This window comes from Pseudomonas synxantha BG33R, from assembly GCF_000263715.2.
GTDB classification, from domain to species: Bacteria; Pseudomonadota; Gammaproteobacteria; order Pseudomonadales; family Pseudomonadaceae; genus Aquipseudomonas; species Aquipseudomonas synxantha_A.
This window is the reverse complement of the sequence record NZ_CM001514.1, coordinates 2,672,566-2,699,431: the sequence shown is the minus strand read 5'-3', so window position 1 is coordinate 2,699,431 and position 26,866 is coordinate 2,672,566. Positions and strand designations below refer to the sequence as shown.

14 protein-coding genes are annotated in these 26,866 nt (G+C 62.5%); 8 read left to right on the top strand and 6 right to left on the bottom strand.

What is annotated here, in order from left to right:
- Nucleotides 1-2: 2 nt before the first annotated feature.
- Nucleotides 3-14,036, bottom strand: coding sequence for a non-ribosomal peptide synthase/polyketide synthase (locus tag PSEBG33_RS15260; RefSeq protein WP_005787632.1), 14,034 nt, complete (start codon nt 14,034-14,036; stop codon nt 3-5).
- Between the two features lie 331 nt (nt 14,037-14,367).
- Complete coding sequence (locus PSEBG33_RS15265; RefSeq protein ID WP_005787630.1) at nt 14,368-15,540, bottom strand: MFS transporter; 1,173 nt, start codon at nt 15,538-15,540, stop codon at nt 14,368-14,370.
- 131 nt (nt 15,541-15,671) lie between these two features.
- Between PSEBG33_RS15265 and PSEBG33_RS15270 the strand changes: the two genes are divergently transcribed.
- Complete coding sequence (locus tag PSEBG33_RS15270; RefSeq protein WP_005787628.1) at nt 15,672-16,259, top strand: TetR/AcrR family transcriptional regulator; 588 nt, start codon at nt 15,672-15,674, stop codon at nt 16,257-16,259.
- Here PSEBG33_RS15270 and PSEBG33_RS15275 read toward each other — a convergent pair.
- Entirely contained in the window at nt 16,243-17,598 is a 1,356-nt protein-coding gene (locus PSEBG33_RS15275) for an MATE family efflux transporter (protein WP_005787627.1), read from the bottom strand. The two genes, PSEBG33_RS15270 and PSEBG33_RS15275, sit on opposite strands and share 17 nt — an antisense overlap.
- Nucleotides 17,599-17,682: 84 nt before the next feature.
- Nucleotides 17,683-18,513: an IclR family transcriptional regulator gene (locus PSEBG33_RS15280; RefSeq protein ID WP_005787625.1), complete on the bottom strand. Its 831-nt coding sequence runs from the start codon at nt 18,511-18,513 to the stop codon at nt 17,683-17,685.
- Nucleotides 18,514-18,756: 243 nt separating this feature from the next.
- On the opposite strand from PSEBG33_RS15280, the gene PSEBG33_RS15285 reads away from it, so the two are divergent.
- The 7 genes from PSEBG33_RS15285 to PSEBG33_RS15315 are packed head-to-tail and all read left to right on the top strand — an operon-like array spanning nt 18,757 to nt 25,196.
- On the top strand, nt 18,757-19,785 hold the full coding sequence (locus PSEBG33_RS15285) for an ABC transporter ATP-binding protein (protein ID WP_005787624.1): 1,029 nt from the start codon (nt 18,757-18,759) through the stop codon (nt 19,783-19,785).
- Nucleotides 19,782-20,627, top strand: coding sequence for an ABC transporter permease (locus PSEBG33_RS15290; protein ID WP_005787622.1), 846 nt, complete (start codon nt 19,782-19,784; stop codon nt 20,625-20,627). Before PSEBG33_RS15285 ends, PSEBG33_RS15290 begins: the two co-directional genes overlap by 4 nt.
- A 4-nt stretch (nt 20,628-20,631) precedes the next feature.
- Nucleotides 20,632-21,426: an ABC transporter permease gene (locus PSEBG33_RS15295; RefSeq protein ID WP_005787620.1), complete on the top strand. Its 795-nt coding sequence runs from the start codon at nt 20,632-20,634 to the stop codon at nt 21,424-21,426.
- Entirely contained in the window at nt 21,426-21,716 is a 291-nt protein-coding gene (locus PSEBG33_RS15300) for a (2Fe-2S)-binding protein (RefSeq protein WP_005787618.1), read from the top strand. The genes PSEBG33_RS15295 and PSEBG33_RS15300 overlap by 1 nt, the downstream gene beginning before the upstream one ends.
- Entirely contained in the window at nt 21,713-23,056 is a 1,344-nt protein-coding gene (locus PSEBG33_RS15305; protein WP_005787616.1) for an NAD(P)/FAD-dependent oxidoreductase, read from the top strand. The genes PSEBG33_RS15300 and PSEBG33_RS15305 overlap by 4 nt, the downstream gene beginning before the upstream one ends.
- A complete protein-coding gene (locus tag PSEBG33_RS15310) occupies nt 23,053-24,150 on the top strand; it encodes an NAD(P)/FAD-dependent oxidoreductase (RefSeq protein ID WP_005787614.1) in 1,098 nt (365 codons plus the stop codon). Before PSEBG33_RS15305 ends, PSEBG33_RS15310 begins: the two co-directional genes overlap by 4 nt.
- A 14-nt stretch (nt 24,151-24,164) precedes the next feature.
- A complete protein-coding gene (locus PSEBG33_RS15315) occupies nt 24,165-25,196 on the top strand; it encodes an ABC transporter substrate-binding protein (protein WP_005787612.1) in 1,032 nt (343 codons plus the stop codon).
- Here PSEBG33_RS15315 and PSEBG33_RS27345 read toward each other — a convergent pair.
- Nucleotides 25,141-25,848, bottom strand: a complete 708-nt coding sequence (locus PSEBG33_RS27345) for an isochorismatase family protein (RefSeq protein ID WP_232289421.1) — start codon at nt 25,846-25,848, stop codon at nt 25,141-25,143. The two genes, PSEBG33_RS15315 and PSEBG33_RS27345, sit on opposite strands and share 56 nt — an antisense overlap.
- Nucleotides 25,849-25,975: 127 nt before the next feature.
- Entirely contained in the window at nt 25,976-26,749 is a 774-nt protein-coding gene (locus PSEBG33_RS15320; RefSeq protein ID WP_005787609.1) for an L-iditol 2-dehydrogenase, read from the bottom strand.
- Nucleotides 26,750-26,866: the final 117 nt, after the last annotated feature.

Genomic DNA, 26,866 nt, shown 5'->3' with positions numbered 1-26,866 from the left:
GTTCAAATCGCCTCTAGTTCGCTCAAAAAATCACGCAGGTCATCAAAATCTTCCACGCTGCCGGCGCGGAAAGTGGCTGCCGCCTGCACGTAGGCACGCAGCGAATCGGTCTGGAACAGTTCCATCAGCGGCACGTCAAGGCCCAATTCGGCTTGCACCCGGGAGGTGATCTGGATCGCCAGCAAGGAATGGCCGCCGACTTCAAAGAAGTTGTCGTTCAGCCCCACTTGCGGCAGGTGCAGGATGTCGGCCCAGATCGCCGCGATCTGTTGTTCAAGCTCGGTTTGGGGGGCCACGTACTGTTGCTGCATCTGGCTCGCATCCGGCAATGGCAAGCCCTTGCGGTCGAGCTTGCCGTTGGGGGTCAGCGGCATTTGCGCCAGGAATACGAAGTGGCTGGGCACCATGTAGTCCGGCAAGTCGGCTTTCAAGGCTCGCCGCAGGGCATCGCGGAACTCGGCGGGGTCTGCCAGGCTGGCATCTGCCGGCACTACATAGGCCACCAACTGCTTGCCGGTCGGGCCTTCCTGAGCCACTACCACGGTTTCACCGACGCTGACCTGCTCGCGCAAACGCGCTTCGATTTCACCCAACTCGATACGGAAACCGCGGATCTTCACCTGATGGTCGACACGCCCCAGGTAGTCCACCACCCCATACGGACGCCCACGGGTCAGGTCGCCGCTGCGATACACACGGCTGCCCGGTTTACCGAACGGGTCCGGCACGAAACGCTCAGCAGTCAGTGCCGGGCGCTCCAGGTAACCCCGGGCCACGCCCTCGCCGCCCAGGTACAACTCGCCTGCCACGCCGATGGGTTGCAGATTGAGTTGCGAATCCAGGACGTAACCGCTGCGGTTGCCGAGCAAGGTGCCGATGGGTGCGTAGACTGCACCGCATGGGTCGCCCTTGCGCGCTTTCCACAGCAACGGCGTAACCACGGTTTCGGTCGGGCCATAGCCGTTGAACAAATACGTTGGCTTGAGTGCACGCCATGCCAGGTCATAGCTGGCTTGAGCGACGGCATCACCGCCGAAGCAATACACCCGCACCGCCGGTGGGTTGCCGTCGCGCTCGGCATGTTCGGCCAACTGTTGCAGGTACACCGGCGGGAAGACCGCCATGGTCACGTTATGGCGGTGCATCTGCTCATAGGTGTATTCGGGCAACCACAGGCTGTCATCACGGATCAACACGCTGGCGCCGTTGATCAACGGGTGCATCCAGCCTTCGTGGGAACCGTCGAAGGCGAACGACATAAAGTGCAGTTCGCAATCGGCCGGCGAGGTTTCATAGCGCTCGCCGGTAGCGATAATGTGCGCCACCAACGGCCCATGGGACACCGCCACGCCCTTGGGCAGGCCGGTGGAACCGGAGGTGTAGATCACGTAGGCGAGGTTGTCGCCATCCAGCGCCACGTCTGGTGCCGTATCACTGTAACCGGTCCATTCTTCGCTACGATCGATCGCCAGGGTGGTGAGCCCCTCGGGGATCGGCAGTTGTTGCAACGCACGGCTATGGGTCAGCAGCAGTTGCGCACGGCTGTCCTGCATCATGTACAGCAAGCGATCACGCGGGTACTCGATATCCAGCGGCACATACACGCCACCGGCTTTCATCACCGCCAGGAACGCCACCATGATTTCGGCACTGCGCGGCATGGCAATCGCCACGCGCACTTCCGGGCCGACGCCACGGGCAATCAGGGCATGAGCCAGACGGTTGGCCTGGCGATCCAGTTCGCCGTAGCTCAGGGTTTGCGCATCAAACTTAACCGCCACCGCATCCGGGGTTTCCCGGGCACGGTCGGCTACCAACTCGTGAACAAGACGCTCGGCGCAGAAACCGGCGTCGGTCTGGTTCCACAGTTCAAGGATGTGCTCTTGCTCATCCTGGCCCAGCAGCTTCAATTGGCCGATAGCCTGTTGTTGATCGGCAACCATTGCCCGCAACAGGTTCTGCCAATGCCCGGCCATCCGCTCGATGGTCGCCACAGCGAACAGGTCAGTGGCGTAACTCAGGGAGGCGCGCAGCACGGTCGGGCTTTCTTCCACATCCAGCGCCAGGTCGAACTGGGCCACGCCCTCATCCAGATCCAGGACCTCCACGTGCAGGTCGGTCAGGCGACTCAGGTGGCTGTCGGCACCGCTCACACGGTGGTTGAACACTACTTGGAACAACGGGCTCAGGCTCAGGCTGCGCTCCGGTTGCAAAGCCTGCACCAACTGCTCGAAGGGCAGGTCCTGGTGCGCCTGAGCCTCCAAAGAGCGCTGGCGTACCTGGCGCAGCAATTGCTCCACGCTCATCTGACCATGAATATCGGCCTTGAGCACTTGGGTGTTGACGAAGAAGCCAATCAAACCCTCGGTTTCGAGACGGTTGCGGTTGGCAATCGGCACGCCGACGCGCACGTCCTCCTGGCCGCTGTAGCGATGCAACAATGCCTGGTAAGACGCCAGCAGCACCATCGGCAGCGTGACGCCGGCAGTGTGTGCCAGTGCGCGCAAACCCTTCAGGAGCTCGGGGGCCAACTCGATGCCCAAGCGGTCGCCGCGATGGCTTGGCTGGGCCGGGCGCGGGTGATCGAACGGCAATTCCAGCACCGGTTGCTCGCCGCCCAAATGCTCGCGCCAGTAGGCCAATTGACGTGCCTGCTCGCCCGCGGCCATCCAGTCGCGTTGCCATACGGCATAGTCGGCGTACTGGATCGGCAGCATCGGCAGGCTTGGGGTTTGACCCTGGCTGAAGGCGGCATACAACTGCACCAACTCCTCAACCATCAGTTGCATCGACCAACCATCGGAGACGATGTGGTGCTGCACCAGCACCAGCACATGATCATCGTCGGCCAGACGCAGCAACTTGACCCGCAGCAGTGGCCCGCGCAGCAGATCGAACGGGTGGGCGACCACTTCGGCGACCCGCGCCTTGAGGCCAGCGTAATCGCTATCGACCCGGTCGATATCGACGCAGCCAACGGCCTCAATGACCTGCAACGCACCGGTGGCCTGTTGCTGAAAATGCGTGCGCAAGCTTTCATGGCGTGCCAGCAGGCTGTCGAAGCTGCGTTGCAGTGCACTCAGGTCCAGCGGCCCTTGCAAACGCAAGGCGCTGGGGATGTGGTACGCGGCGCTGGTGGGGTCCAGTTGCCAGAGGAACCATTGGCGCTCCTGAGCGTAGGACAGCGGCAAAGGCTGCGTGCGATCGGCCTTGAGCAACGCTGGCGCAGTAGCGCCCTCCTCGCCCAAGGCCCGAACGAAATCACTCAGCAGCGGGTGTTCGAACAAGGTCTTGAGCGCAACTTCCAGTGTCAGGGCCTGGCGAACCCGCGACACCACACGCGTAGCCAGCAATGAATGGCCACCCAGCTCGAAGAAGTGGTCGTCGAGGCCGACCTGCGGCACCTCCAGCACTTCGGCCCAGATGGCGGCTACCTGCTGCTCGCGCAGGGTTACCGGTGCTATATGGCCTTTGAGTGAATCGCCAACCTCCGGCTTGGGCAGCGCCTTGCGGTCGAGCTTGCCGTTGGGGGTCAAGGGCAGGCTATCGAGAAACATCCAGTGCGCAGGCACCATGTAATCCGGCAGGCGCTCGCGCAGCGCGGCTTTGTACACCTGCGGTGGCTGCGGTGCAGTGCTGACCAGATAGGCGATCAGGCGGTCGTTATCGGCCAGCACCACCGCTTCGCGTACACCGTCGTGCTCACGCAGACAGGCTTCGATTTCACCCAGCTCGATCCGGAAACCACGGACCTTGACCTGATGGTCGACGCGCCCGATGTACTCCACCACGCCGTCGGCCCGGTAGCGTGCCAGGTCACCGGTGCGGTACAGGCGTTCGCCCGGCGCCCCAAACGGGTTGGGCACGAAGCGTTCGGCAGTGAGGGCCGGCTGCCTGTGGTAACCGCGCGCCAGGCCGACACCGCCGATCAGCAGCTCGCCAGACGCACCTTGCGGGCATGGCATGAGGCCGGGATTGAGGATAAACAACCCGGTATTGGCAATGGGCCGTCCAACGAAAGGCTGCGCTTGATGCAGACGATGAGCCGCTGACCAGATGGTGGTTTCCGTCGGGCCATAGAGGTTCCATACGGGACCTTGCAGCTCGAGCAGGCGCTGGGCCAAGTCGGCTGGCAGCGCTTCACCACCGCACAGACAGGTTATGCCACGCAGTAAATGGGCGCGCGGGCTATCGAGCAACATGCGCCAGCTCGATGGCGTGGCCTGCAGCACACTCGCGGCCTGACGCTGGGCCAGTTCGAGAATCGCCTCAGGGTCGAGGGCCATGTCCTGGGCGCTCAGTAGCACTGTGCCGCCCATACTCAGCGGCACGTACAGCTCCAGGGCGAAGATATCGAACGAGAAGGTCGTCAGCGACAACAGCCGCGTCTGCCGGCCAATATCCAGGGTGCCCGCCATACCGCTGGTAAAGCTGCACAGCGCCTGGTGGCCTACCATCACCCCTTTGGGCTTGCCGGTGGAGCCGGAGGTGTAGATGACGTAGGCCAGATTTTGCGGTGTAACGGCAACCTGCGGGTTATATGCCTGCGTGCCGACATCCTCGACCATCAGCACCTGCACGCCTTGCGACTGCACCAGGCGCCCTTGCAGGTGCGCCTGGGTCAGCAGCACCCGGGCGCGGCTGTCTTCGAGCATGAACGCCAGGCGCTCTGCCGGGAATTGCGGGTCGAGCGGGACATAGGCGCCACCGGCCTTGAGAGTCGCGAGCAAGCCGACCACCATGTCCAGGGAGCGCTCCACGTGCACTGCCACCAGCACGTCCGGGCCGACACCCATGGCGATCAAACGATGGGCCAGGCGATTGGCGCGGCGGTTGAGTTCACCGTAGCTCAGGCGCTCCTCGTCGAAGTGCAGCGCGATGGCGTCGGGTTGCGCCACAGCCTGGGCCTCAAACAGCTGGTGTACGCAGTGTTCGTGTGGGTATGGGGTGTCGCTGCGGTTCCAGTCGTGCACCATTTGTTGCCATTGCGACGTGCTCAGCATCGCCAGTTCATCCAGGGGCTGGGAGGCATCGTGCACGACCGCGCGCAGCAGGTTTTGCCAATGCTCGGCCAGACGCTCCACGGTTGCAGCGTCAAACAAGTCGGTGGCGTAGGTCAGGGACGCCCAGAGGCCGTCGGCCGATTCCTCGGTTTCCAGGTTCAAGTCGAACTGCGTGCTGTGACCCGCCCAGTCCATTGGCTGCAACACCAGGCCAGGCAGTTGCACTGACCCCGAACGCAGACTGCCTTGATGATTGAACATCACCTGGAACAGCGGGTTATGGCTCAGGCTGCGCTCCGGCTGCAACACCTGCACAAGTTGCTCGAACGGCAGGTCCTGATGGGCCTGGGCTTCCAAAGCGCGCAGTTTGACTTGGCCCAGCAACTGCTCGAAAGGCATCTGCCCGTGCAACTGCGCCTGCAGCACTTGGGTATTGACGAAGAAGCCCATCAGCCGCTCGGTTTCGAGACGATTACGGTTGGCGATCGGCACGCCGACGCGAACCTGCGACTGGCCGCTGTAGCGGTGCAGCAAGGCCTGGAACGAGGCCAGCAGGAGCATGAACAAGGTCACGTCCTGGCGTTCGGCCAAGGCTTTGAGCTCAGCCAGCATCACGCGGTCAAGGTGGATCTGCCGGCGCGCGCCGCGATAGCTCTGCACCGCTGGGCGCGGATGGTCCAGCGGCAAGTCCAGCAGCGGATGGTCGTTACCCAGACGGGCGCACCAGTAATCGAGCTGGCGTTGTTGCTCCCCTGCCGCCATCCAATCCCGCTGCCAACGGGCATAGTCGGCGTATTGGATCGGCAAGGCCGGCAAGTCCGCGTCACCTTGGTACAGCGCTACCAACTCGTCGATCATGACCTGCATCGACCAGCCATCAGAGATGATGTGGTGCTGGGTAATGACCAGCACGTGGTGTTCAGGCGCGACGACCAGCAACTTGACGCGCATCAATGGGCCGTCAAGCAGGTCGAACGGGCGCTGGATTTCTTCGCTGACGGCGTGCTCGATGGCATCGGCGTCAATCGCTTGCTGCTCAATCGGCACGGTCAGACTGGGGTGGACGACTTGCAAGGTGTGCTCGCCCGCCTCCACAAATGTAGTGCGCAGCGGCTCATGACGCTGCACCAGGGCCTGGACGGCGCGTGCAAGTGCCGCACTGTCGAGTTGACCGCGCACGTGCAATGCAGTCGGTACATGGTAAGCCGCGCTGGCCGGGTCCAATTGCCACAGGAACCATTGACGCTCCTGAGCAAAGGACAACGCCAGCGGCTGCTCACGTCCAAGCGCTTGGATCGCTGGTGCCGTATCGGCCGTCAAGCCTGCGCAAGCCGCCGCGAAGGCTGCCAGCGTCGGCTGTTCGAACAGGGCCCGCAGCGGCACTTCCAGCTTGAGGTCGTGACGCACCCGTGAGATCACCTGAGTCGCCAGCAACGAGTGACCGCCGCGTTCGAAGAAGTGGTCGTCCAGGCCAACCCGCTCCACGTGCAGCACCGCTTGCCAGATCGCTGCCAACTGCACCTGCAAAGGGCTCTGAGGTGCCACGTACACGGCGCACGCCTGGCTCAGATCCGGTGCCGGCAGCGCCCGGCGGTCGAGCTTGCCATTGTTGTTCAGCGGCAAGGCATCGAGTACCACCCAGTGTCCCGGCACCATGTAATCCGGTAACGCCTGACGCAAGCGAGTGGCCAGTGCCTGCGTTTCCAACGGCTGATCGTCGGCGGGTACCACATACGCCACCAACTGCATGCCGATCGCGCTCGGCTGGGCAATCACTGCCGCTTCACGCACTTCGGGCAAGGCTTGCAGGCTGGCTTCGATCTCGCCCATTTCGATACGAAGGCCGCGAATCTTCACCTGATGGTCGATACGCCCCACGTATTCCAGCGCCCCCGCCGCGTTGTACCGGGCCAGGTCGCCACTGCGATAAAGCCGCGCACCGGGCGTGGCGGAAAATGGGTCAGGCAAGAAGCGCTCGGCGGTGAGCGCCGGGCGATCGAAGTAGCACTGGGCCAAGCCCGCCTCGGCGCCGATGCATAACTCGCCCACACCGTCGGTGCTTAGCAGTTCGAAACCGCTGTCGAGCACATACAGCGCACGCCCCGCAATCGCCCGCCCAATCGGCACGCCGTACGCGTCGTTGGCATCGGTCAACTGGCAGTCATGCACGCTGGACACCACCGTGGCTTCGGTCGGCCCGTAGGTATTGACCAGGCGCACATGGCCAAGCCCTGCGGCATGCCAGGCACGTACACCCTCCACCGCCATGGCTTCACCGCCCACATGCACCTGGCGCAGCTTGCCCAGGGAGCGGCAGTGCACTGCACATTCCTGCGCCAACAGATACCAGTAGGCCGCCGGCAAGTCGGCCAGGGTTACGCCTTGCTCGACGATCTCCCGCGCCAGTTGCCCGGCGTCCCACAGCTCATCACCGCGCATGATCACCGCTGCGCCCACACACAAGGGCGGGAAGCACTGCTCGACAAAACCGTCGAAACTGAAGGTCGCAAACTGCAAGACGCGATCCTCGGCACTCAAGCGGCTGTACAGCGTGGCACTGTCGCAGAATTGACCGAGGGCGGCATGATCGATGGCCACACCTTTGGGCTGACCGGTGGAGCCCGAGGTGTAGATCACATATGCCAGATCACCAGCGGCGGCAGGGTTGGGCACGTTGGTCGCCGGGTAGCCGGCCAGCTCGTCACCGCAGGCGGTGAAATCCACACGTGCCAGTCCTTGGGGCAATGGCAGATCCACGAGCAAACCCACTTCGCTGAGCAGCAGGTTGAGTCGGCTGTCGGCGAGCATGTAGGCCAGGCGTTCGACGGGGTATTTCGGGTCCAGCGGTACGTAGGCCGCGCCACTTTTGAGTACCGCCAACAGGCTGACAATCAACTGCGGGCCACGACGCGAAGCCAGGCCCACCCTTTGTCCGGGACCGACACCAAGCTCCAATAGGCGATGGGCCAGACGATTGGCCCGCTGGTTTAGCTCCGCGTACGTCAAGCCTTCGCCACCGGCCAGCACAGCCATGGCGTCTGGGGTGGCCTGGGCTTGGGCAGCGATGCGTTGATGCACGCGCTCGTCACCTTGGGCAGCCGCGGCCGACCGGCTGAGAGCGAGCATATTCTGCTGTGCGGTGGCGTCGAGAAGGCGCAGGTTACCAAGGGGCACATGGGCATCGGCGAGCAATTGCGCCAGCAGGTGTTGCAGGTTGGCGCTCAGGTGCGCGACTTGCGGCTCGCTGAACAGCGAACGGTCGTAGCTGAACTCCAGGCGCAGGTTGGCCCCCAGCTCAATGCCCAGGGTCAATGGGTAGTGCGTTTGTTCATGGTTGTGCAGGCGGCCGAAGGTCAGGCCAGCCGGCGCGCCTTGCTTGAGCGCCTCGGCAACCGGGAAGTTTTCGAACACCAGCAAGGTATCGAACAGCGCGCCGTGATGGCCGGCCCAAGCCTGGATATCGTAGAGCGGTACATGCTCATGGTCGCGCAGGCTGAGGTTGAGCGCTTGCAACTCGCCGAGCCAGCTTGCGACTGACTGGGCTGGCGAGGCTGCACTGATGATCGGCAAGGTATTGATGAACAGGCCCAGTTGCTGCTCGATCCCTGGCAATGGCGCGGAACGCCCGGCCACGGTGGCGCCGAAGGCCACGCAATCCTGGCCTGTGTAGCGCTGCAACAGCAGGCCCCAGGCGCCTTGCAGCACAGTATTGAGGGTCACTTTGTGCTGGCGCGCAAACTCGCCGAGACGTCGGGTAACGTCGCTGTCCAGCGCCACGTGATGGTCCGCCATGCCGATCCCGTCCACCGGCTTGCGCAGTGCCTGGGCCAGCAAGGTCGGCGCCGGCAATGCTGCCAGTGCGGCTTTCCAGAACGCTTCGCCAGCGCCTTGCTGTTGCAACCAGCCCAGGTAATCGCGCCACTGCCCCAGTGGTGCGGGCACAGCCTGGCCTGCGTAGTGAGCAATGACTTCGCCAAGCAACTGCGCGTTGCTCCAGCCATCCATGAGAATGTGGTGGCTGGTAAAAATCAGGTGCCAGGCCGCGCCCGCACCGCGCACCAGGGTCAGGCGAAACAGCGGCGCGGCATCCAGTGCGAAACCGCGCTCACGTTCAGCCTGGGCCAAGGCGTCGAAGTCGGCATACGGGTCTTCAATCACTTGCAGTTGCAGGTCAACCTGGTGCTGGATCAACTGGTGAGCACTGTCCATGCCCAGCCAGTGGAAGCTGCTGCGCAGGGTGTCATGGCGATCCAGCGCGGCCTGCCAGGCACGCCCGAAGGCCAATAGGTCGAGCCCTTCGATGTCGAGGCGCAACTGGTTGATATAAGACTGGGCCTCGGGCGCAAGCAACGTGTGGAACAACATGCCCTGCTGCATCGGCGACAGCGGGTGAAGATCGGCAATGGCCGACCCCGCCACGGGCAATGCATCCAGTTGCTGCTGAGTAAGACGTGCCAACGGAAAATCCGACGGGGTCACCTGCCCTGCCGGAGCAGCACAGCAATGTTCGATCAACGCCTTGAGTTCAGCGGTGTATTCATCCGCGAGACGCTGGACGCTCGACACGTCAAACATCTCACGACTGAAGCCCCATTGCAGCGCCAACTCACCGCCATACACCTGCCCTTCCACTGTCAACCAGTTGGCCAGCGGTGCCTCGGGATCCTGGGCTTGGCCGCTGCCTTCACTGGCCGGTACGAAGAGTGCCGACTCATTGAACTGACGGTCGAACTGGCCCAGGTAGTTGAACGTAATGCGTGGCGCGGCGAGGTTCGCCAGGCTTTCGCGGGCCCGCGGCGACCCCAGGTAACGCAGCAGACCGTAACCCAGGCCCTTGTCGGGCACGGTGCGCAGTTGCTCCTTGACCGATTTGATCGCATCGGATAAACCGCCTTCGGCGTGCAGACGCACCGGGAACAGGCTGGTGAACCAGCCGACGGTGCGGCTCAGGTCGATGTCGTCGAACAGGTCTTCGCGGCCATGGCCTTCGAGCTGGATCAGCGCAGCGGGTTGTTCGCTCCAGCGGCTGATCACCCGCGCCAGGGCCGTCAGCAGCAGGTCGTTGACCTGGGTGCGATAGGCCGCCGGTGCGTCTTGCAGCAACCGGCGGGTCTGCTCGGCGTCGAGGCGGGTTTCCAGTTTGGTGCCCAGCCGGTTTTGCAGGCCGCCCTCGGGGTGGTCGCAAGGTAGATCGGTGTCGACCGATTGCGCCTGCCAGTACGGCAGTTGCTCGTCGAGGGTTTGCGCGTGGTCGTGAAGTTGCTGCGCCCAATGCTGGTACGCGCTGGTTTTCGCCGGCAGCGACTGTTCGCGGTAAGCCTGTTGCAAGTCTTCGAGCAGGATGCGCCAGGACACACCATCGACGACCAGGTGGTGGATCACCAGCAAAAAGCGTTGGCTGCCATCGGCCATGCTCACCAATGCGGCGCGTATCAGCGGGCCTTGTTCGAGGTCTAGGCTGCGCTGGGCTTCGTCACACAGCGCTGCCAACTCGGCGTCGATGTTGGCATGGGACTGCCACAGCAGCGGCGCGGCGAGGAGTGCCGTATGGCTCTGATGCCAGCCATCCGCCTGCTGCACAAAACGCAGGCGCAAGACGTCGTGATGCTGGATCAACTGGTTCAAGGCCGCTTCCAGCCGCGCGGGCTGCAACGCCTCTCGCGGGGTCAGCAGCAACGACTGGTTCCAGTGATGACGCGCCGGGATCGCCTGGGCGAAAAAGCGCTGTTGCACTGGGGTCAGAATCACCTCGCCACTGACCGGGCCCTGGTCGATCAGGCTGACTTGGTCAAAGCTGGCCACCCGCGAAAGGCTGCGGATGCTTTGGTACTGGAACAGGTCCCGGGGGCTGAGTCGAATACCGGCCCGACGGGCGCGGCTGACCACCTGGATAGAAATGATCGAGTCGCCACCCAGCTCGAAGAAGTTATCGTCCTGGCCGACCTGTTCAACGCCGAGCACATCGCTCCAGATCGCCGCCAGGGCTGTTTGCAGGTCGCCTTGCGGGGCGATAAACGCCTGTTGCAGCGCTGCATCCGGCAGTGGCAATGCCTTGCGGTCGAGCTTGCCGTTGGCGGTCACCGGCAGCTTGGCCAGGGTGATGAAGTGGGTCGGCACCATGTATTCCGGCAGGCTGCCGAGCAGCCACGCCTTGAGGTCGGTCGGCTCCTCGCCTTCACACACCAGGTACGCGACCAATTGTTTGCCACCATGCACCAACACCACCGCTTCGCGCACTTGCGGGTGCTGCATCAGGCGGGTTTCGATTTCGCCCAGTTCGATACGCAAGCCGCGCAACTTGACCTGGTGATCGAGGCGACCGAGGTATTCGATCACACCATCGGCGCGCTGGCGCACACGGTCACCGGTACGATACAGCCGCTCACCCGTCACGAACGGGCTTGGCACAAAACGTTCGGCGGTCAACGCCGGGCGCCGATGATAACTGCGCGCCAGGCCAGTACCGCCCAGGTACAGCTCGCCAGCTACACCGTCAGGCACCGGGTTGAGTTGGGCGTCGAGCACATAGGTGGCGAGGTTGGCGATCGGGCGGCCGATGGGTACGCTGTCGGTGCCTTCGTCGATGCAGGTCCAGTGGGTGACGTCAATGGCCGCCTCGGTCGGGCCATAGAGGTTGTACAGCGCCGCACCCGGCAACTTGGCGAACACCTGCAGTTGCGCATCCAGGGGCAAGGCTTCGCCGCTGCACACAATGCGCTTGAGGCGGGTGCACGCCTGCACGCCCGGCTCGTGGATAAACGCCTGCAGCATCGACGGCACGAAGTGCAACGTGGTGATGGCGTGCCGGCCGATGGTTTCGATCAGGCGCGCCGGTTCACGGTGTTCGCCAGGCGCGGCAACCACCAGGCGCGCACCGGTCATCAGCGGCCAGAAGAACTCCCACACCGACACGTCGAAGCTGAACGGGGTTTTCTGCAACACTGCATCACTGGCATCCAGACCATAGGCCTGCTGCATCCAACTCAAACGGTTGACCAACGCACGGTGGCTGTTGCCAGCGCCCTTGGGCTTGCCGGTGGAGCCGGAGGTGTAGATCACATAGGCGAGGTTGAGGGCATGGACCGCCACGGCGGGCGTTTCGCGGCTGTAGCCGTCGAGCCACAGCGCCGGCTGATCCAGGGCAATCACCTGGATACCGGCAGCGGGCAGCGCGGCCAGCAGGCTTTGCTGGCTGAGCAGCAACCGAATGCCGCTGTCTTCGATCATGTAGGCCAGGCGTTCCTGGGGATACTCGGGGTCGAGGGGCACGTAGGCGCCACCGGCCTTGAGAATCGCCAGCAGGCCAATCACCATTTCGACGGAACGCTCGACACAGATTCCCACCAGCACGTCGGGGCCTACGCCCTGCTCGCACAAGGCGTGGGCCAGCTGGTTGGCCCGGCTGTCGAGCTGGGCGTAGGTCAAGGTGGTTGTACTGAATACCAGTGCCGGTGCATCCGGGGTGCGCTGAACCTGGTCTTCGATCAGGTGATGAATTGCGCGTTCAGTTGGGTATGACTCGGCAGTCTGGTTCCAGGTGTGAACCAGCCGGTGCTGTTCTTGGGCATCAAGCATCGACAATTCGCCGATACGCTGTTCGCCATCCACCACCATCGCCTGCAACAGGCTGATCCAGTGTTGGGCCATGCGGTCGATGGTCGGCGCGTCAAACAGGTCATTGGCGTAGGTCAGCGCGGCGTGCAGGGTGCCGGATTTTTCATAAGTGTCCAGGGTCAGGTCGAACTGCGTGGTGCGGCCTTGCCATTCCACCAGGGCCAGCTCCAGGCAGGACGCGGTACTGACCGAAGCGATGTCGGCGACGACCGGCTGGTGGTTGTACATCACCTGGAACAGCGGCGTGTGACTCAGGTTGCGCTCGATTTTCAGCGCTTCTACCAGGCGCTCGAAGGGCAATTCCTGATGGGCCTGGGCACCCAGGGCGTGCTCCTTGATGCCTTGCAACAGCTCGGTGACGCGGGTTTGCCCGCTCAGTTCGGTGCGCAACACCTGAGTGTTGACGAAGAAACCGATCAGCCCTTCGACTTCAGTGCGGTTGCGATTGGCAATCGGCACGCCGACGCGGATATCACCCTGGCCCGTATAGCGATGCAGCAGCACATTGAACGCGCCCAGCAGCAGCATGAACAAAGTGACGTTGTGTTTTTGCGCGCAACTGCGCAGTTGCGCCGCCAATGCCGGATCAATCGCGAAGTTATGCCGCGTGCCTTGATGGCTGGGCATCGCCGGGCGTGGGTGGTCGGTGGGCAGTTCCAGTACCGGATGCTCGTCGCCCAGGCGCGCCTGCCAGTATTCCAACTGGCGCGCCTGCTCCCCCGCTTCCAGCCAGCGCCGTTGCCACAGGGCATAGTCGCTGTACTGGATCGGCAGCGCCGGCAATTGCGGTTCTTGGTTGCGCTCATGGGCGTCATAGCAACGAATGAACTCGTCGATCAGCACGTTCATCGACCAACCATCAGAGACGATGTGATGCAGGGTCAGCAGCAGCACGTGCTCTTGATCGGCGAGTTTGAGCAGTTGCACGCGCAGCAGCGGGCCGTGCTCCAGGTCGAACGGCAACAGGGACTGGCGGGTAGCGGCGTCGCTGACGGCCTGCTCGCGCTCGGCGGCTGGCAAGGCGCTGACGTCCAACTGCTCGACATTCACCGCCGGTTCTACCGCCACCTGCGTCAAGCGCTCGTCGGCCTGACGCTGGAACACGGTGCGCAGGGTTTCGTGACGCGCCACCAGGCTGGCGAACGCCTGCTCCATCGCAGGCAGGCTCAGCGCGCCGGTCAAGCGCACCGCGCCAGGCAAATTGTAGGCGCCACTGGCCGGGTCCAATTGCCAGAGAAACCACATGCGCTGCTGCGCGTAGGAAAGCGCCTGGCGATCCTCAACCTCCACCCCTGCCGGTATCGGAAACCTGGAAAAATCCACGCCCTCTTTCTGCAGGGCTTGCAGGAACAGTTGGCGTTTTTCCAGGGGTAGCCCGATAAACCGGCGAGCAAGTTTCAAGGAGTCTTCAGCATTCATTTCTTCGAATCCGGGGCAATAGGCGGGAAGCACAAAGGCACGTCGTCCCTATAAAACGAACCGGGAAGGGAAAAATTAGCGGGGGGATAGGCGGCCGTTATCCGCGGGGAATGCGGGCTGGCGGGAAACGTCCTACGAAAAAAAAGCGTGCGCGGCCGATATTTTCAGCGATGCGTAAGATTCAGGCTTGCCGAGGCCAAGTTATCCAGCCGTTTAAGTGAGGAAAATCCGCACAATGAATCGCCAACTGCAACACAAAGGCTATAGAGGCTCGGTTGAACACAGCGCAGCCGTAAATGATTTTCTTGACCGGGAGTGCTCCGTAGCCCCTTCATCCTAAACGCCGGTAACCCAATGCAGCCGAGCACAACACCACCGCCCCCGCCGCCAGCGCCACCCAGAATCCACTGGTCGCGCCGAAATGATCGATCATCCAACCAGAACTGGCGGCGCCGATAGCAACGCCGATGCTCAACCCGGTGATCAGCCAGGTCATGCCTTCGGTGAGGCGGCTGGGCGCAACGATCTGCTCGACCATGGCCATCGACACGATCAAGGTGGGCGCAAAGAACAGGCCGGAGATAAATATGGCGACGGCCAGGGCGGGGATGTTGCTCACCAACAACAAGGGCAAGGTAGTCAACGCCGTGGCCACGCCGCAGAACAGGAACTGACGCGGCAACGGCGCCTTGAGCTTGAGGGCCCCGAAGGCCAATCCGGCCAGGCACGAACCGATGGCGTACACCGACAGCACAATACTCGCCGCCGCCGGCTGGCCCTGATGCTGGGCGAACGCCACACTGACCACGTCCACCACGCCAACGATCACGCCCATGGCCAGCAGCAAGGTCATCAGGATCAAAACCGCAGGGGAAGCGATCAGCCAGCGGCCATGCGCGCCGTGGTGCTCGTGTATGGGTGGCTCGGTTTGCCGCTGCAATACAAAGGTGGTGACGCCCACCGCCAGCAACAACGCCGCCACCAATGGGCCGGCTTCAGGGAACAGCACCACGCTCAGGCCCACAGAGATGGGTGGGCCGATAATAAAGCACACCTCATCCAGCACCGACTCCAGAGCAAACGCGGTTTGCAGCCTGGGCTGGCCGCGGTACAACTCGGTCCAGCGCGCCCGCACCATGGCGGACATATTGGGCATGCAGCCGGCCAGCGCAGCAAACAGGAACAGCGTCCAGCTTGGTGCCTGCAAACGCGTACACAGCAACAACATCAATAGCGCCCCGCCGCCGATCAGTGCGGCTATCGGCAGGACCTTGCCCTGGCCGTAGCGGTCCACCCAACGCGACACTTGCGGCGCACAAAACGCCGTGGCCAGGGCAAACACCGCCGCCACCGACCCCGCCAGCCCATAACCGCCATGGACTTGGGCGAGCATAGTGATCAGGCCGATACCGGTCATCGAGATTGGCATACGCGCCAACATGCCTGCGAGCACAAAGGCTCGGGCGCCTGGGACCTGGAATAATTCGGCGTAAGGGTTTGCCATCCTGCGTAACCTCTTGCTCAAGCCGCGGCCTTGCTATCTGAAGCGATCCGGGCAGAATACATACGGTGCGTATGTGAGGGATCATGCTTCGCATACGCACCGTATGTCAATCACCAACCGATGAGACTTCCATGAGCCGAGCCCGTGCCGAAATGATCGAAGAGACTCGCGCCCGCCTGATCGCAAGTGCGCGCCGGGCATTCGCCACCCAAGGCTATGCCCATACCTCGATGGATGACTTTACCGCTCAAGCCGGGCTGACGCGCGGTGCGTTGTACCATCACTTTGGTGACAAAAAAGGCTTGCTGGCAGCCGTAGTCGCCCAGCTCGACAGCGAGATGGACGAGCGCTTGCAACGCATCAGCGCGCAGGCCACAGAGGTGTGGAGCGGGTTTTGCGAACGCTGCCGAGCTTATCTGCGCATGGCCCAGGATCCGGAAATCCAGCGCATTGTGTTGCAGGATGCGCCAGCGGTGCTGGGGGATACCGGCTCACAACATCACTGTGTTGAGTCGTTGCGCCAACTCCTGGAAGCCCTGATGCAAGCCGGATGGGTCGCGCCGGCACCCAGCCAGGCACTGGCGCAGTTGATCAACGGCAGCCTGGTCAACACGGCGTTGTGGATCGCCCGGGATGCACACCCGGGCGCGCGGCTGGAGGAAGGCTTGCAAGGCCTGGAGGTGTTATTGCGCGGGCTTAGCCTCAAACCAACCGCTTGATCTGCTTATGCCGCCATACCAGCCGGTAATACGCGGTCTGCAATACCAGCATCGCTAGGTAGGTCACCGGGAACGCCATCCACACCCCCTCCAACCCGAAGTGTGCGTTGAACAGATAAGCCATCGGCAGCTCCACGCAGAGCACGCAGAAAATCGAGATCGCCACCGGCATCAGCACCACGCCGCTGGCGCGCATGATGCCGCCGATCACCGCCTGGAAGCCGAACACCAGGATGCTCCAGAGCATGATGTGCAGCAGGTGTTCGGCTCTGATCCGGGCGCTGTCGTCAGTGATGAACAGCCCCAGCAACCAGTGCGACAACCCATAACCGAGCACAATCAGGCCACCGGTCAGGCACAGGTTGATCACCAACCCCGTGCGCAGGATCGGCCCGATGCGCTCCAGACGCCCGGCGCCGATCGCCTGGGCACCGAGGATCGAGGCGGTGATGGCAATCGACAGCGCCGGGAACTGCACGTAGTTGACGATCTGCGTCACTGCGCCATAAGCCGCCGTGGCCTGGGAGCCGTGGCTATTGACCAGGGCCAGGATGACCAATTCCGACAACGACAACACCACCATCTGCAAGCCTGTCGGCAGGCCGATGCGCAGCACTTTACCGAGGATGACGCGGTCCAGGCGTAAAGCCGCGAGCAGCTCGCGATCCGGTGCCATCACATGGTTTTTATGCCGCAGGCGCAGGACCAGAAACAGCATGGCCAACGCATTACCCACCAAACCTGCGTACACCGCACTCTGGATGCCCAGGGGCGGCAGGCCGATCCAGCCGCGAATCAGCGCTGGCGTCAGCAGCAAGCCCACCAGGGTCGAAACCATTAACGCCAGCAACGGCGAAATCGTATCGCTCACCCCACGCAGCAATTGGGTATAGAGGATGAACACCAGTAACAGCGGCATGATCAACATCATCATCTGGGCATAGCCCACCGCATCGTCGAGCACATCCAGCGGCGTGCCCAATGCCTGCAGCGCCGGCCGTGCAAACAGGCTGCCGAGCACCGCAGCAATCAGGCCCACCAGTGCGCCCAAGGCCAGAGTGGCGCCAGTAATCGCCTTGACCATGCCCGTCTCCCGGGCACCCCACGCCTGGCCGATCAACACCGAGGCGCCCGCCCCCAGGCCGATCACCAGGGCGATGAAGAAAAACACGATGGGGAACATCCCCGACACCGCCGCCAAAGCCTGGGTGCCGAGCATTTGCCCGACATAGATACCGTTGAGGGTGCCGGAAAAGCTTTGCAGAAAATTGGACAGCACCATCGGTGCCAGAAAGATCAGATAGATCTGCCACAGCGGGCGTTGCAAAGGGGTCAGCATGAAAAATGGGACCTCGAATAACGAAAGCGTCGCAGGGTTATACCGTAAGTGGATCCAATGCTAATGCGCTTTAGCAAAGATCACTCATCCACCAAACGTCTGCGACGGCCTGCGCAACGTAGGGTCGAACGGGTTGATGCGTGGCCCGATTGCTGCAGCTTCGCGCTTGAGCAATTCCACCACCATCGGCAATCGGCTTGGCCCCAGGCGGTCACTGATGGTCGCCACACTCAACGCTGCGACCGCATGCCCCTCGCGGTTGAGGATCGGCACTGCCAACCCCGCCATACCTTCCAGCACCCCGGTGTTGCGTGCCGCGTAGCCCAAATTGCGAACGTTCTCAACTTCGGAGCGCAGCAGCACTTCGTCATACAAATGAAAATCCTTGAGCCGTGGCAGGTTGTAGCGGATGACCGTCTCGCGCTCTTCCTGCGGCAGAAAGGCCAGAATTGCCAGGCTGCCCTGCCCTACCCCCAGGGCTACGCGCCCGCCGATATCACCGGTGAAGGTACGAATCGGGTACGGGCCTTCGCTGCGGTCCAGGCAAATGGCGTCGAAGCCGCTGCGAGCCAGCAGGAACAGCGAATCTCCCAACGATGCACTCAGGCGCAACAGGCTTGGGCGCACCAGATCGCGCAGGTTGCCAGTCTTGCCGGCATTGGCGGCCAACGCAAAGAACTCCAGGCTCAGGCGATAGCGTTTACTGCGCGCATCCTGCTCGACCATGCCTTCATCCATCAGGCTGCGTAGCAAGCGGTGAGTGGTGGGCTGGGAGAGGCCAACGCGTTGGGCGAGCTGGGTGACACGTTCGCCTCCCTCGGGCACTTCACCCAGAGCACGTAGTAAGGCAAACACGCGGGATACGCCACCAGCACCGACTTCCTTGCCGTTGCTATTCCGCTGAATGGAATCCATATCACTCGATATCAACATAAATTCTGCTCAGTGAATAAATCTTAAAATAGTAGTCCGCTGAATGAAATTCCATCTTCCGCCCATCCTAGTCTTCGCTCTAATCTGCGTCCACAGGGGCGAAACGAACAACAACTGGCAGCCGACTCAAGATCGAGCGTCAACGCACCGGCAACACTCTTTTCGCATCTGCCCAAAACAAAAAAACGCGCTTCGGCGCGGCGGAATAAAAGGTGGATCGCAGACATGGCATTTCTCCAACTCAACGCCTTGAGTAAACGCTACGGCGCCGTTGATGCAGTAGTTGCCACCGACCTCGCGGTGGAAAAAGGCGAATTCGTTTCCCTGCTTGGTCCTTCGGGCTGCGGCAAGACCACCACCCTGCAAATGATCGCCGGCTTTGTCGAGGTGAGCAGCGGCCAGATCCTGCTCGATGGTCGCGACATCACCCGTGCCAAGCCTGCCAGTCGTGGCCTGGGCGTGGTGTTCCAAAGTTATGCGCTGTTTCCCCATATGAGCGTGCGCGACAACGTCGCCTTCGGCTTGAAGATGCGCAAGGTACCGGCCACCGAGATCGCAAGCCTCGTCAAGACCGTACTCGAACTGGTGCGTCTGGCCCCCCATGCCGAACGCTACCCTCGGGAACTCTCCGGCGGCCAACGCCAACGCGTCGCGCTGGCCCGTGCATTGGTGATCGAGCCACCGGTTCTGCTGTTGGATGAACCGTTGTCCAACCTTGACGCCAACCTGCGTGAAGAGATGCAGTTCGAGATCCGCCGCATTCAATGTGCGGTGGGCATCACCACCTTAATGGTCACCCACGACCAGGCCGAAGCGCTCTCCATCAGCGATCGCGTGGTCGTGATGCAGGCCGGGCGCGTGACCCAGATCGACGCGCCATACAAACTCTATGAACACCCGCGCACGCGCTTCATCTCTGACTTTGTCGGCAAGGCCAACCTGCTGGCCGGCGACTACGACGCGCTCGGTGTCCCCCAAGTGCGTCACCAGGGCGGCGCTGGCCAACTGACCCTGAGCCTGCGTCCGGAAAAGATCCAATTGGTACAAGCAGGTTCAGGCCGCGTGCAAGGCCAGGTGCTCGACCGCTACTTTTTCGGCAGCCAATGGTTGTATCGCATCCATACCCCCCTTGGCGAAATTACCGTGGTGCGCGGCAACGATGGCAGCGCACCGCTTTGCAACGGCGCGGCAGTGGGCCTGCAATGGCAAGCGGATTTGCTACGGGTACTGGCGGCCGATGAGGTGCACCCATGAATCGCGGCTACCTGCTCTCGTTGCCGGCATTGGTGCTGTTTGGCGGGTTACTGATCCTGCCATTGGCCTTGACGCTGGTACTGTCCTTCAACGTGTTCGATTACCAGGTGGGTGTAAAGGCCGATCAGTGGACCCTGGCCCACTACCAGGCATTGTTGAGCGATGCCTATTTCTACGAGATCTTCTGGCGCACCTTCTGGATCAGTGCGCTGGTAACGTTGCTGTGCGTGGTGATCGGGGTACCGGAGGCGTACATCCTCAGCCGCATGGGTACGCCGTGGCGGTCGGTCTTCCTGATCCTGATCCTCACACCGCTTCTGATTTCCGTGGTGGTACGCGCGTTTGGCTGGAGCTTGCTGCTCGGCGCCGATGGCCTGGTCAACCAGGTGATCCAGGCCGTCGGCGGGCGCCCGGTGAAGCTGCTGTATACGCCGTTCGCCGTGATCATCGCGCTCGTGCACGTGATGCTGCCGTTCATGATCATCCCGGTATGGACCTCCCTGCAAAAGCTCGACCCCTCGGCGGAACAAGCAGCGCTGTCTCTGGGCGCAAGCCAGGCCACGGTGATGCGCAAGATCGTGTTGCCGCAAGTGATGCCCGGCGTGCTGTCCGGCACCTTGATCGTGTTCGGCCTGGCCGCCAGTTCGTTCGCAATCCCAGGGTTGCTGGGCGGGCGGCGTCTGAAAATGGTCGCCACTGTGGTGTATGACCAATACCTCTCGGAACTCAACTGGCCCATGGGCGCGACCATTGCGGTGGTGCTGCTGTTGGTCAATCTACTGATCATGCTGAGCTGGAACCGCATGGTCGAAGGCCGCTATAAAAAGTCCCTGGGGGTTTAAGCGCATGTCCAGAAACGGTCCTTTGGCCCTCGGTTTCCATGGTTTGGTGGTGCTGTTCATGATGGCGCCGCTGGTGGTGGTGTGCCTGGTGGCGTTCACCCCGGAAAACACCTTGAGCCTGCCCACATCGGGCTTTTCCCTGCGCTGGTTTCGCGCCGTATTCGAGCGCGCCGACTTCATCCAGGCCTTCTATAACAGCCTGATCCTGGCGTTTACCGCCGCGTCCCTGGCGACCTTGATCGCGGTACCGGCGGCCTTGGCGATCAGTCGCTATACGTTCCCCGGGCGCAACTTTTTCAGTGCACTGTTTCTGTCGCCAATCATCATCCCGCACCTGGTGCTGGGCGTGGCGATGCTGCGCCTGTTTGCGTTGATGGGCGTTAATGGCAGCTTTACCTGGCTGATGCTGGCACACGTGGTGATCATCACTCCCTATGTACTGCGCCTGGTGCTGGCGGCAGCGATCGGGATTGATCGCAGTGCCGAGCAGGCCGCCGAATCCCTCGGAGCCGGGCGCTTTACGTTGTTCCGGCAAATCACCTTGCCGATGATTTTGCCTGGGGTGGCCGGTGGTTGGTTGCTGGCGTTCATCAACAGTTTCGATGAGGTGACCCTGTCGATCTTCGTCAGTTCACCGGCCACACAAACCCTGCCGGTGCGCATGTACGTGTATGCCACTGAGTCCATCGATCCAATGATGGCGGCGGTATCGGCGCTGGTGATTGCACTCACCGCAGCGACCATGATTCTGCTCGATCGGGTCTACGGCCTGGACCGTGTACTGGTGGGGAAACACTGATGGCGCTGTTCAAGCGACTGACCGAAACCCAGCGCCCAGCCCTGGCGTTCACCCTTGATGGGCAGCCGGCCACCGGGCTGCTCGGCGATACCTTGCTGACTGCCATGCTGACCTGCGCCGACCATCTGCGCGGCAGCGATTTCAGCGCCGAACGCCGCGCCGGTTTTTGCCTGATGGGGGCGTGCCAGGATTGTTGGGTACGGCTTGCCGATGGGCGACGCGTACGGGCCTGCTCGACGTTGCTCGAAGAAGGTCACGCGATCAGCCGCGATCCAGGACGGCAGCCATGAAGCCCGTGGCAATTGTAGGCGCAGGCCCAGCGGGCATCGCTGCCGCACGTACGCTGCTCGATCACGGCATAAAACCCTGCTTGATCGATGAGAACCTGCGCGGCGGCGGGCAGATATATCGGCGCCAACCGGCAAACTTCCAGCGCTCGGCCAAACAACTCTACGGCTTTGAAGCGAGCAAGGCGCAGACCGTGCATCGCATCATGGACGAGCTTGCGCCGTTGATCGACTACCGGCCGCAAACCCTGGTATGGAACGCCGAGGACAACCGTCTCGACCTGCTCACCAGTGGTCGCATCGACAGCGTTGAGTATTCGCGCATCATTGTCGCCACCGGCGCCACCGACCGTATCCTGCCGGTGCCGGGCTGGACCTTGCCGGGCGTCTACAGCCTGGGCGCGGCGCAAATCGCCTTGAAGTACCAGGGCTGCGCAATTGGCGAACGCGTAGTGTTTTGTGGTTCCGGGCCACTGCTCTATCTCGTCGCTTATCAATATGCCCAGGCGGGCGCCAAGGTGTTGGCCGTGCTCGACAGTGCGCCGTTCAGTGCCCAATGTCGCGCATTACCGGCGTTGCTCAGGCAACCGGCGACCCTGGCAAAGGGTTTGTATTACCGTGCTTGGCTGGCGGCCCATGGGATTGCCGTGCATCAGGGCGCAACGCTGTCGCAGATCGATGGAGAGCAACGGGTCCACGGCATTCGCTGGGGCGAACAGACACTGGAATGCGATGCGGTGGCCTTCGCGCATGCCCTGCGCAGCGAAACGCAGCTAGCGGATTTACTCGGCTGTGACTTTGCCTGGAATAATCTCAACCGCGCCTGGTTGCCGCAGCGGGACTGCGCTGGGCGCAGCAGCGTCGAGGCGGTGTATCTGGCTGGCGATGGCGCAGGGATCATGGGCGCGGATGCGGCGCAGATGGCTGGCGAATGTGCGGCGTTGGCGCTGCTGGAGGATGCCGGCATTACGGTCGATCAGCACCGCCAGGATACGCTGCAGAAGCAGTTGGCGAGGATCCAGGGCTTTCGTCAGGGCCTGGAAACCGCGTTCCCTTTCCCCGAACAATGGGCTGTGCAAGCCCCCGACGAACTGATTCTGTGCCGCTGCGAAGAGGTCAGCGTCGGTGAAGTGCGGGCAGTAGTGGATGAGGGTCACTGGGAAATAAATCGGGTCAAAGCCCATTGCCGCATTGGCATGGGCCGCTGTCAGGGACGGATGTGCGGGTTGGCGACGGCGGAAATTGTCGCCCAGCGCAGCGGGCGTGGCATCGAACAAGTCGGACGCCTGCGGGGCCAAGCGCCGATCAAGCCGCTGCCGTTTGGCGTGGAGGGGCAACCATGATCGACGTCATCGTCCTGGGCGGCGGGATTGTCGGCGCTTCGGCAGCTTTGACACTCGCGCGAAAAGGCCAGCGGGTGGCGCTGGTGGAACGGGATTTTTGTGGCTCGCACTCCAGCGGCGTCAATTATGGCGGCGTGCGCCGCCAGGGCCGGCCCTTGCATCAGTTACCGTTGTCCCAGCGCGCCCATCAACTGTGGGCCGACTTGCCAGGCTTGATTGGCATTAGTGGCGAGTACGTGCGCTGCGGGCATTTGAAGCTGGCGCGCAGCCCGGCAGATTTTGCTGCGCTGCATGCGTATGCCGAAAAAACCCGTGGCTTCGACCTGGGCTTGCAGCTGTTGGATCGCACTGAGTTGCGCGGGCGTTTCCCCTGGGTGGGCGACGTGGCAGTGGGTGCCTCCTTGTGCCCGGAAGACGGACATGCCAACCCGCGACTAGTGGCCCCGGCCTTCGCCCGTGCCGCCCTACGCCACGGCGCCGAGGTGTACGAGCAAGCCGAAGTGATCCGCATCGAGCACAACAGCCAACAGTTCCAGGTGCACTGTGCCAATGGCTTGCATCTGCAAGCCCCCTGGCTGCTCAACTGCGCCGGTGCCTGGGCCGGCAGTGTCGCTGCACAGTTTGACGAGCCAGTACCGCTTACCTCGGCGCACCCGGCGATGCTGGTCACCGAACCACTGCCGGTGGTGATGACTGTCAGTACGGGTGTCGAGGGCGGAGGGGTCTATGCGCGGCAAGTCGCCAGGGGCAACTGCATCCTCGGCGGCGGTCGCGGCTTTGCCCTCGGCCCACAGCAAGCCAGGCCAGGTCAGGCCGCGCTGCTGGAAATTCTGCGCAATGCCAGCGAACTCTATCCATTTCTCAAGGGTGCCCAGGCGATACGGACCTGGAGCGGCACCGAAGGTTACTTGCCCGATCACGAACCGGTGATCGGCCCCAGCAGCACCCAACCTGGCCTGCTCCACGGTTTCGGCTTCGCCGGGGCCGGGTTCCAGCTCGGCCCCGCAGTCGGCGAAGCCCTGGCAGAGATTGTCTGCGCAGGGGCCAGCCGCCAGCCCATCGAAGCGTTTTCCATCCGTCGTTTCCAAGCCTGAGAGGAAAAACATCCATGTACTCACGCATCGCTTTATCCTGCTTGTCCCTCGCCTTGCTCACCGGCACCGCCCATGCCGCCCCCACGCTGTACCTGGGCATGAACGGCGGTACCATGGAACGGGTGTACGCCGACAAGGTGCTGCCCGCCTTCGAGAAAGCCAACAACGTCAAGGTGGTGATCGTACCCGGCACCTCCTCGGACATCCTTGCCAAGGTCCAGGCCAACAAGGCCAACCCGCAGATGCACGTCATGTTCCTCGACGACGGCATCATGTACCGCGCGATCTCCATGGGTCTGTGCGACAAGCTCACGCCAAGCCCGACCCTGGAGCAGATCCCGGCCAAGGCCAGAATCAAGGACGAAGCCGTGGCCGTAACACTGGGCGTCACCGGCCTGGGTTACAACGCCAAGATGTTCAAGGACAAGGGCTGGTCCGCGCCCACCTCGTGGATGGACCTGGCCGACCCGCGTTTCAAGGACAAAGTGGTGTTCCAGTCCCTGGCCTCCTCCACCTTTGGCCTGCACGGTTTCCTGATGTTCAACCGCATCCAGGGTGGCGATGAAACCAATGTAGAACCGGGCTTCAAAGCCTGGCCTACCAGCGTCGGCCCCAACGTACTGGAATACATCGCCAGCTCCGCGAAAATCTCCGAGATGGTGCAAACCGACGAAGCCGCACTCTTCCCCCTGACGCCGACCCAGGTCGCCACGCAGAAGCTGTTGGGCATACCCATGGAATATGCGCAGCCCAAGGAAGGCGCGGTGGTTCTCAACGTGGCCGAGTGCGTGATCGCCCGCAATGACCAGCCGGAACTGGCGCAGAAACTCGCGGCGTTCTTGCTGACCGCTGAGGCCCAGGCGCCGGCGCTGGAGGACGGCGACCAGATTCCGTCGAACCCGACGACGCCCACCACCGAAAAGACTCGGGCACAGGTGGAAGCCATGCAGGGTTACTTGCAGACGGCGATTTCAATTGATTGGGACCAGGTTAACCAGGCGAGGCCGGAATGGAATGCGCGGTGGAGTCGCTCGATTGAGCGTTGAGGCTTGAGCGCTGCGCAATCGCGGCCAGCTCATCACGGGTGCTACTGATGACAGCACCCGCCTTGAGCAACTCATTGACCGCCTGTACACCCCCCTCCTCGCTGATGCTGCGGCACGCCGGCAGGTGCAAGACCACTTGCAATCCGGCCTGGAGCAACTGCAACGCAGTGGTCTTGACGCAGTAGTCCAAAGCCAGGCCGCCGACGATCACACGCACCACCCCTCGGGCCTTGAGGTACTCGATGACGCCGGTGGACAGTTTGTCGTGCAGGTCGTGGTAGCAGGCGCCATAAGGGTGCAGGTCGGGTTCGACGCCCTTCCAGATGAAGTAGTCATAGTCATAAGGCGCTGGCAGTTCGTCGAGCAACGTGAAGCCTTCGGTACCCGGCACGCAGTGGCTGACCCAGGTGACATCGGCGTGGGCAAGGCCAGTGGGCTGCAACATCTGGCTGTGCTGCGCGACCACCCAAGGGGCGTGCGGGGTGTGGGCGTCCTTGCTGCCGATGCGATGACCGGCGAGGCTGGCCATGTAGTTGAGTTCGGCGCCAATGCGGTCGCCTCCGACCACCGGCAATTCGTTGGGGCACAAAGGCGTGAAGCTTTTCTGCGCGTCGACGTCGAATGAGGCGATGGCGGTTTTCGCAAGGGTCATGGTGATTCTCCGGTGGCAGGCCCCAGGTGACGGAGTGTCAGTCACTTTATAGATGGCTGGCAACACCGCCATGGGTACAAGTCGAATCGTCGCACCGACCCTCCCATGTTTTTAACGGTGCGAGGCTTCAGTTCATCCAGTTGCCGCCATCCACGTTGTAGGTCTGGGCCACCACATAATCGGCTTCCTTCGACGCCAGGAAGATCGCCATTCCGGTCAGATCTTGCGCCGTGCCCATGCGCCCGAACGGTACCTCATCCCCTACCCGCTTTTTCTTCTCGCCAGGTGCCAGCCCCTCATGCCTGGCAAACAGCGCATCAACGGCGTCCCAGTGCTCGCCGTCCACTACGCCCGGGGCGATGGCATTGACGTTGATGCCCTGCTTGATCAGGTTCAACCCCGCCGATTGCGTCAGGCTGATCACCGCCGCCTTGGTCGCACAATAGACGGCTACCAACGGCTCACCCCGCCGTCCGGCCTGGCTGGCCATGTTGATGATCTTGCCGCCATGGCCCTGGCTGATCATCTGCCGCGCCGCGGCTTGTAGCGTGAACAGGGTGCCGGCGACGTTGATCGAGAACAGCCGCTCAAAGCTGTCGCGGGTAATGTCGACAATAGGTGCCAGGTCGAACAGCGCAGCATTGTTGATCAGGATATCCAGCTTGCCGGCATGGGCCACGACCGCGGCGATGGCGGCGTCGATGCAAGCTTGATCGGTGACGTCCATCGCCACGGCATAAGCCTGGGGGCCCAATTCGGCAGCGGTGGCCTGGGCGCGTTGCAGATTGATGTCGGCAATGGCAACGGTAGCGCCTTCAGCAATATAGGCCTGGGCAAACGCTCGGCCGATACCCCGCGCCGATCCGGTGATCAACGCGCTTTTACCTTCGAGTCGTTTCATCGCGGTGTCCTGTAAAAATGAGTTCGGGTCGCCGGCACATTGCACCTGTTGTTTTTGTGGGCGTGCCTCGATTACAGCAGCTCGGCCTGGCCCTCACAAACGACTGGCGACTGCGCG

Coding starts and splice junctions, on each gene's coding strand:
- PSEBG33_RS15260 (WP_005787632.1), bottom strand. CDS start 14,036: ATGAATGCTGAAGACTCCTTGAAACTTGCTCGCCGGTTTATCGGGCTA.
- PSEBG33_RS15265 (WP_005787630.1), bottom strand. CDS start 15,540: ATGGCAAACCCTTACGCCGAATTATTCCAGGTCCCAGGCGCCCGAGCC.
- PSEBG33_RS15270 (WP_005787628.1), top strand. CDS start 15,672: ATGAGCCGAGCCCGTGCCGAAATGATCGAAGAGACTCGCGCCCGCCTG.
- PSEBG33_RS15275 (WP_005787627.1), bottom strand. CDS start 17,598: ATGCTGACCCCTTTGCAACGCCCGCTGTGGCAGATCTATCTGATCTTT.
- PSEBG33_RS15280 (WP_005787625.1), bottom strand. CDS start 18,513: ATGGATTCCATTCAGCGGAATAGCAACGGCAAGGAAGTCGGTGCTGGT.
- PSEBG33_RS15285 (WP_005787624.1), top strand. CDS start 18,757: ATGGCATTTCTCCAACTCAACGCCTTGAGTAAACGCTACGGCGCCGTT.
- PSEBG33_RS15290 (WP_005787622.1), top strand. CDS start 19,782: ATGAATCGCGGCTACCTGCTCTCGTTGCCGGCATTGGTGCTGTTTGGC.
- PSEBG33_RS15295 (WP_005787620.1), top strand. CDS start 20,632: ATGTCCAGAAACGGTCCTTTGGCCCTCGGTTTCCATGGTTTGGTGGTG.
- PSEBG33_RS15300 (WP_005787618.1), top strand. CDS start 21,426: ATGGCGCTGTTCAAGCGACTGACCGAAACCCAGCGCCCAGCCCTGGCG.
- PSEBG33_RS15305 (WP_005787616.1), top strand. CDS start 21,713: ATGAAGCCCGTGGCAATTGTAGGCGCAGGCCCAGCGGGCATCGCTGCC.
- PSEBG33_RS15310 (WP_005787614.1), top strand. CDS start 23,053: ATGATCGACGTCATCGTCCTGGGCGGCGGGATTGTCGGCGCTTCGGCA.
- PSEBG33_RS15315 (WP_005787612.1), top strand. CDS start 24,165: ATGTACTCACGCATCGCTTTATCCTGCTTGTCCCTCGCCTTGCTCACC.
- PSEBG33_RS27345 (WP_232289421.1), bottom strand. CDS start 25,848: ATGACCCTTGCGAAAACCGCCATCGCCTCATTCGACGTCGACGCGCAG.
- PSEBG33_RS15320 (WP_005787609.1), bottom strand. CDS start 26,749: ATGAAACGACTCGAAGGTAAAAGCGCGTTGATCACCGGATCGGCGCGG.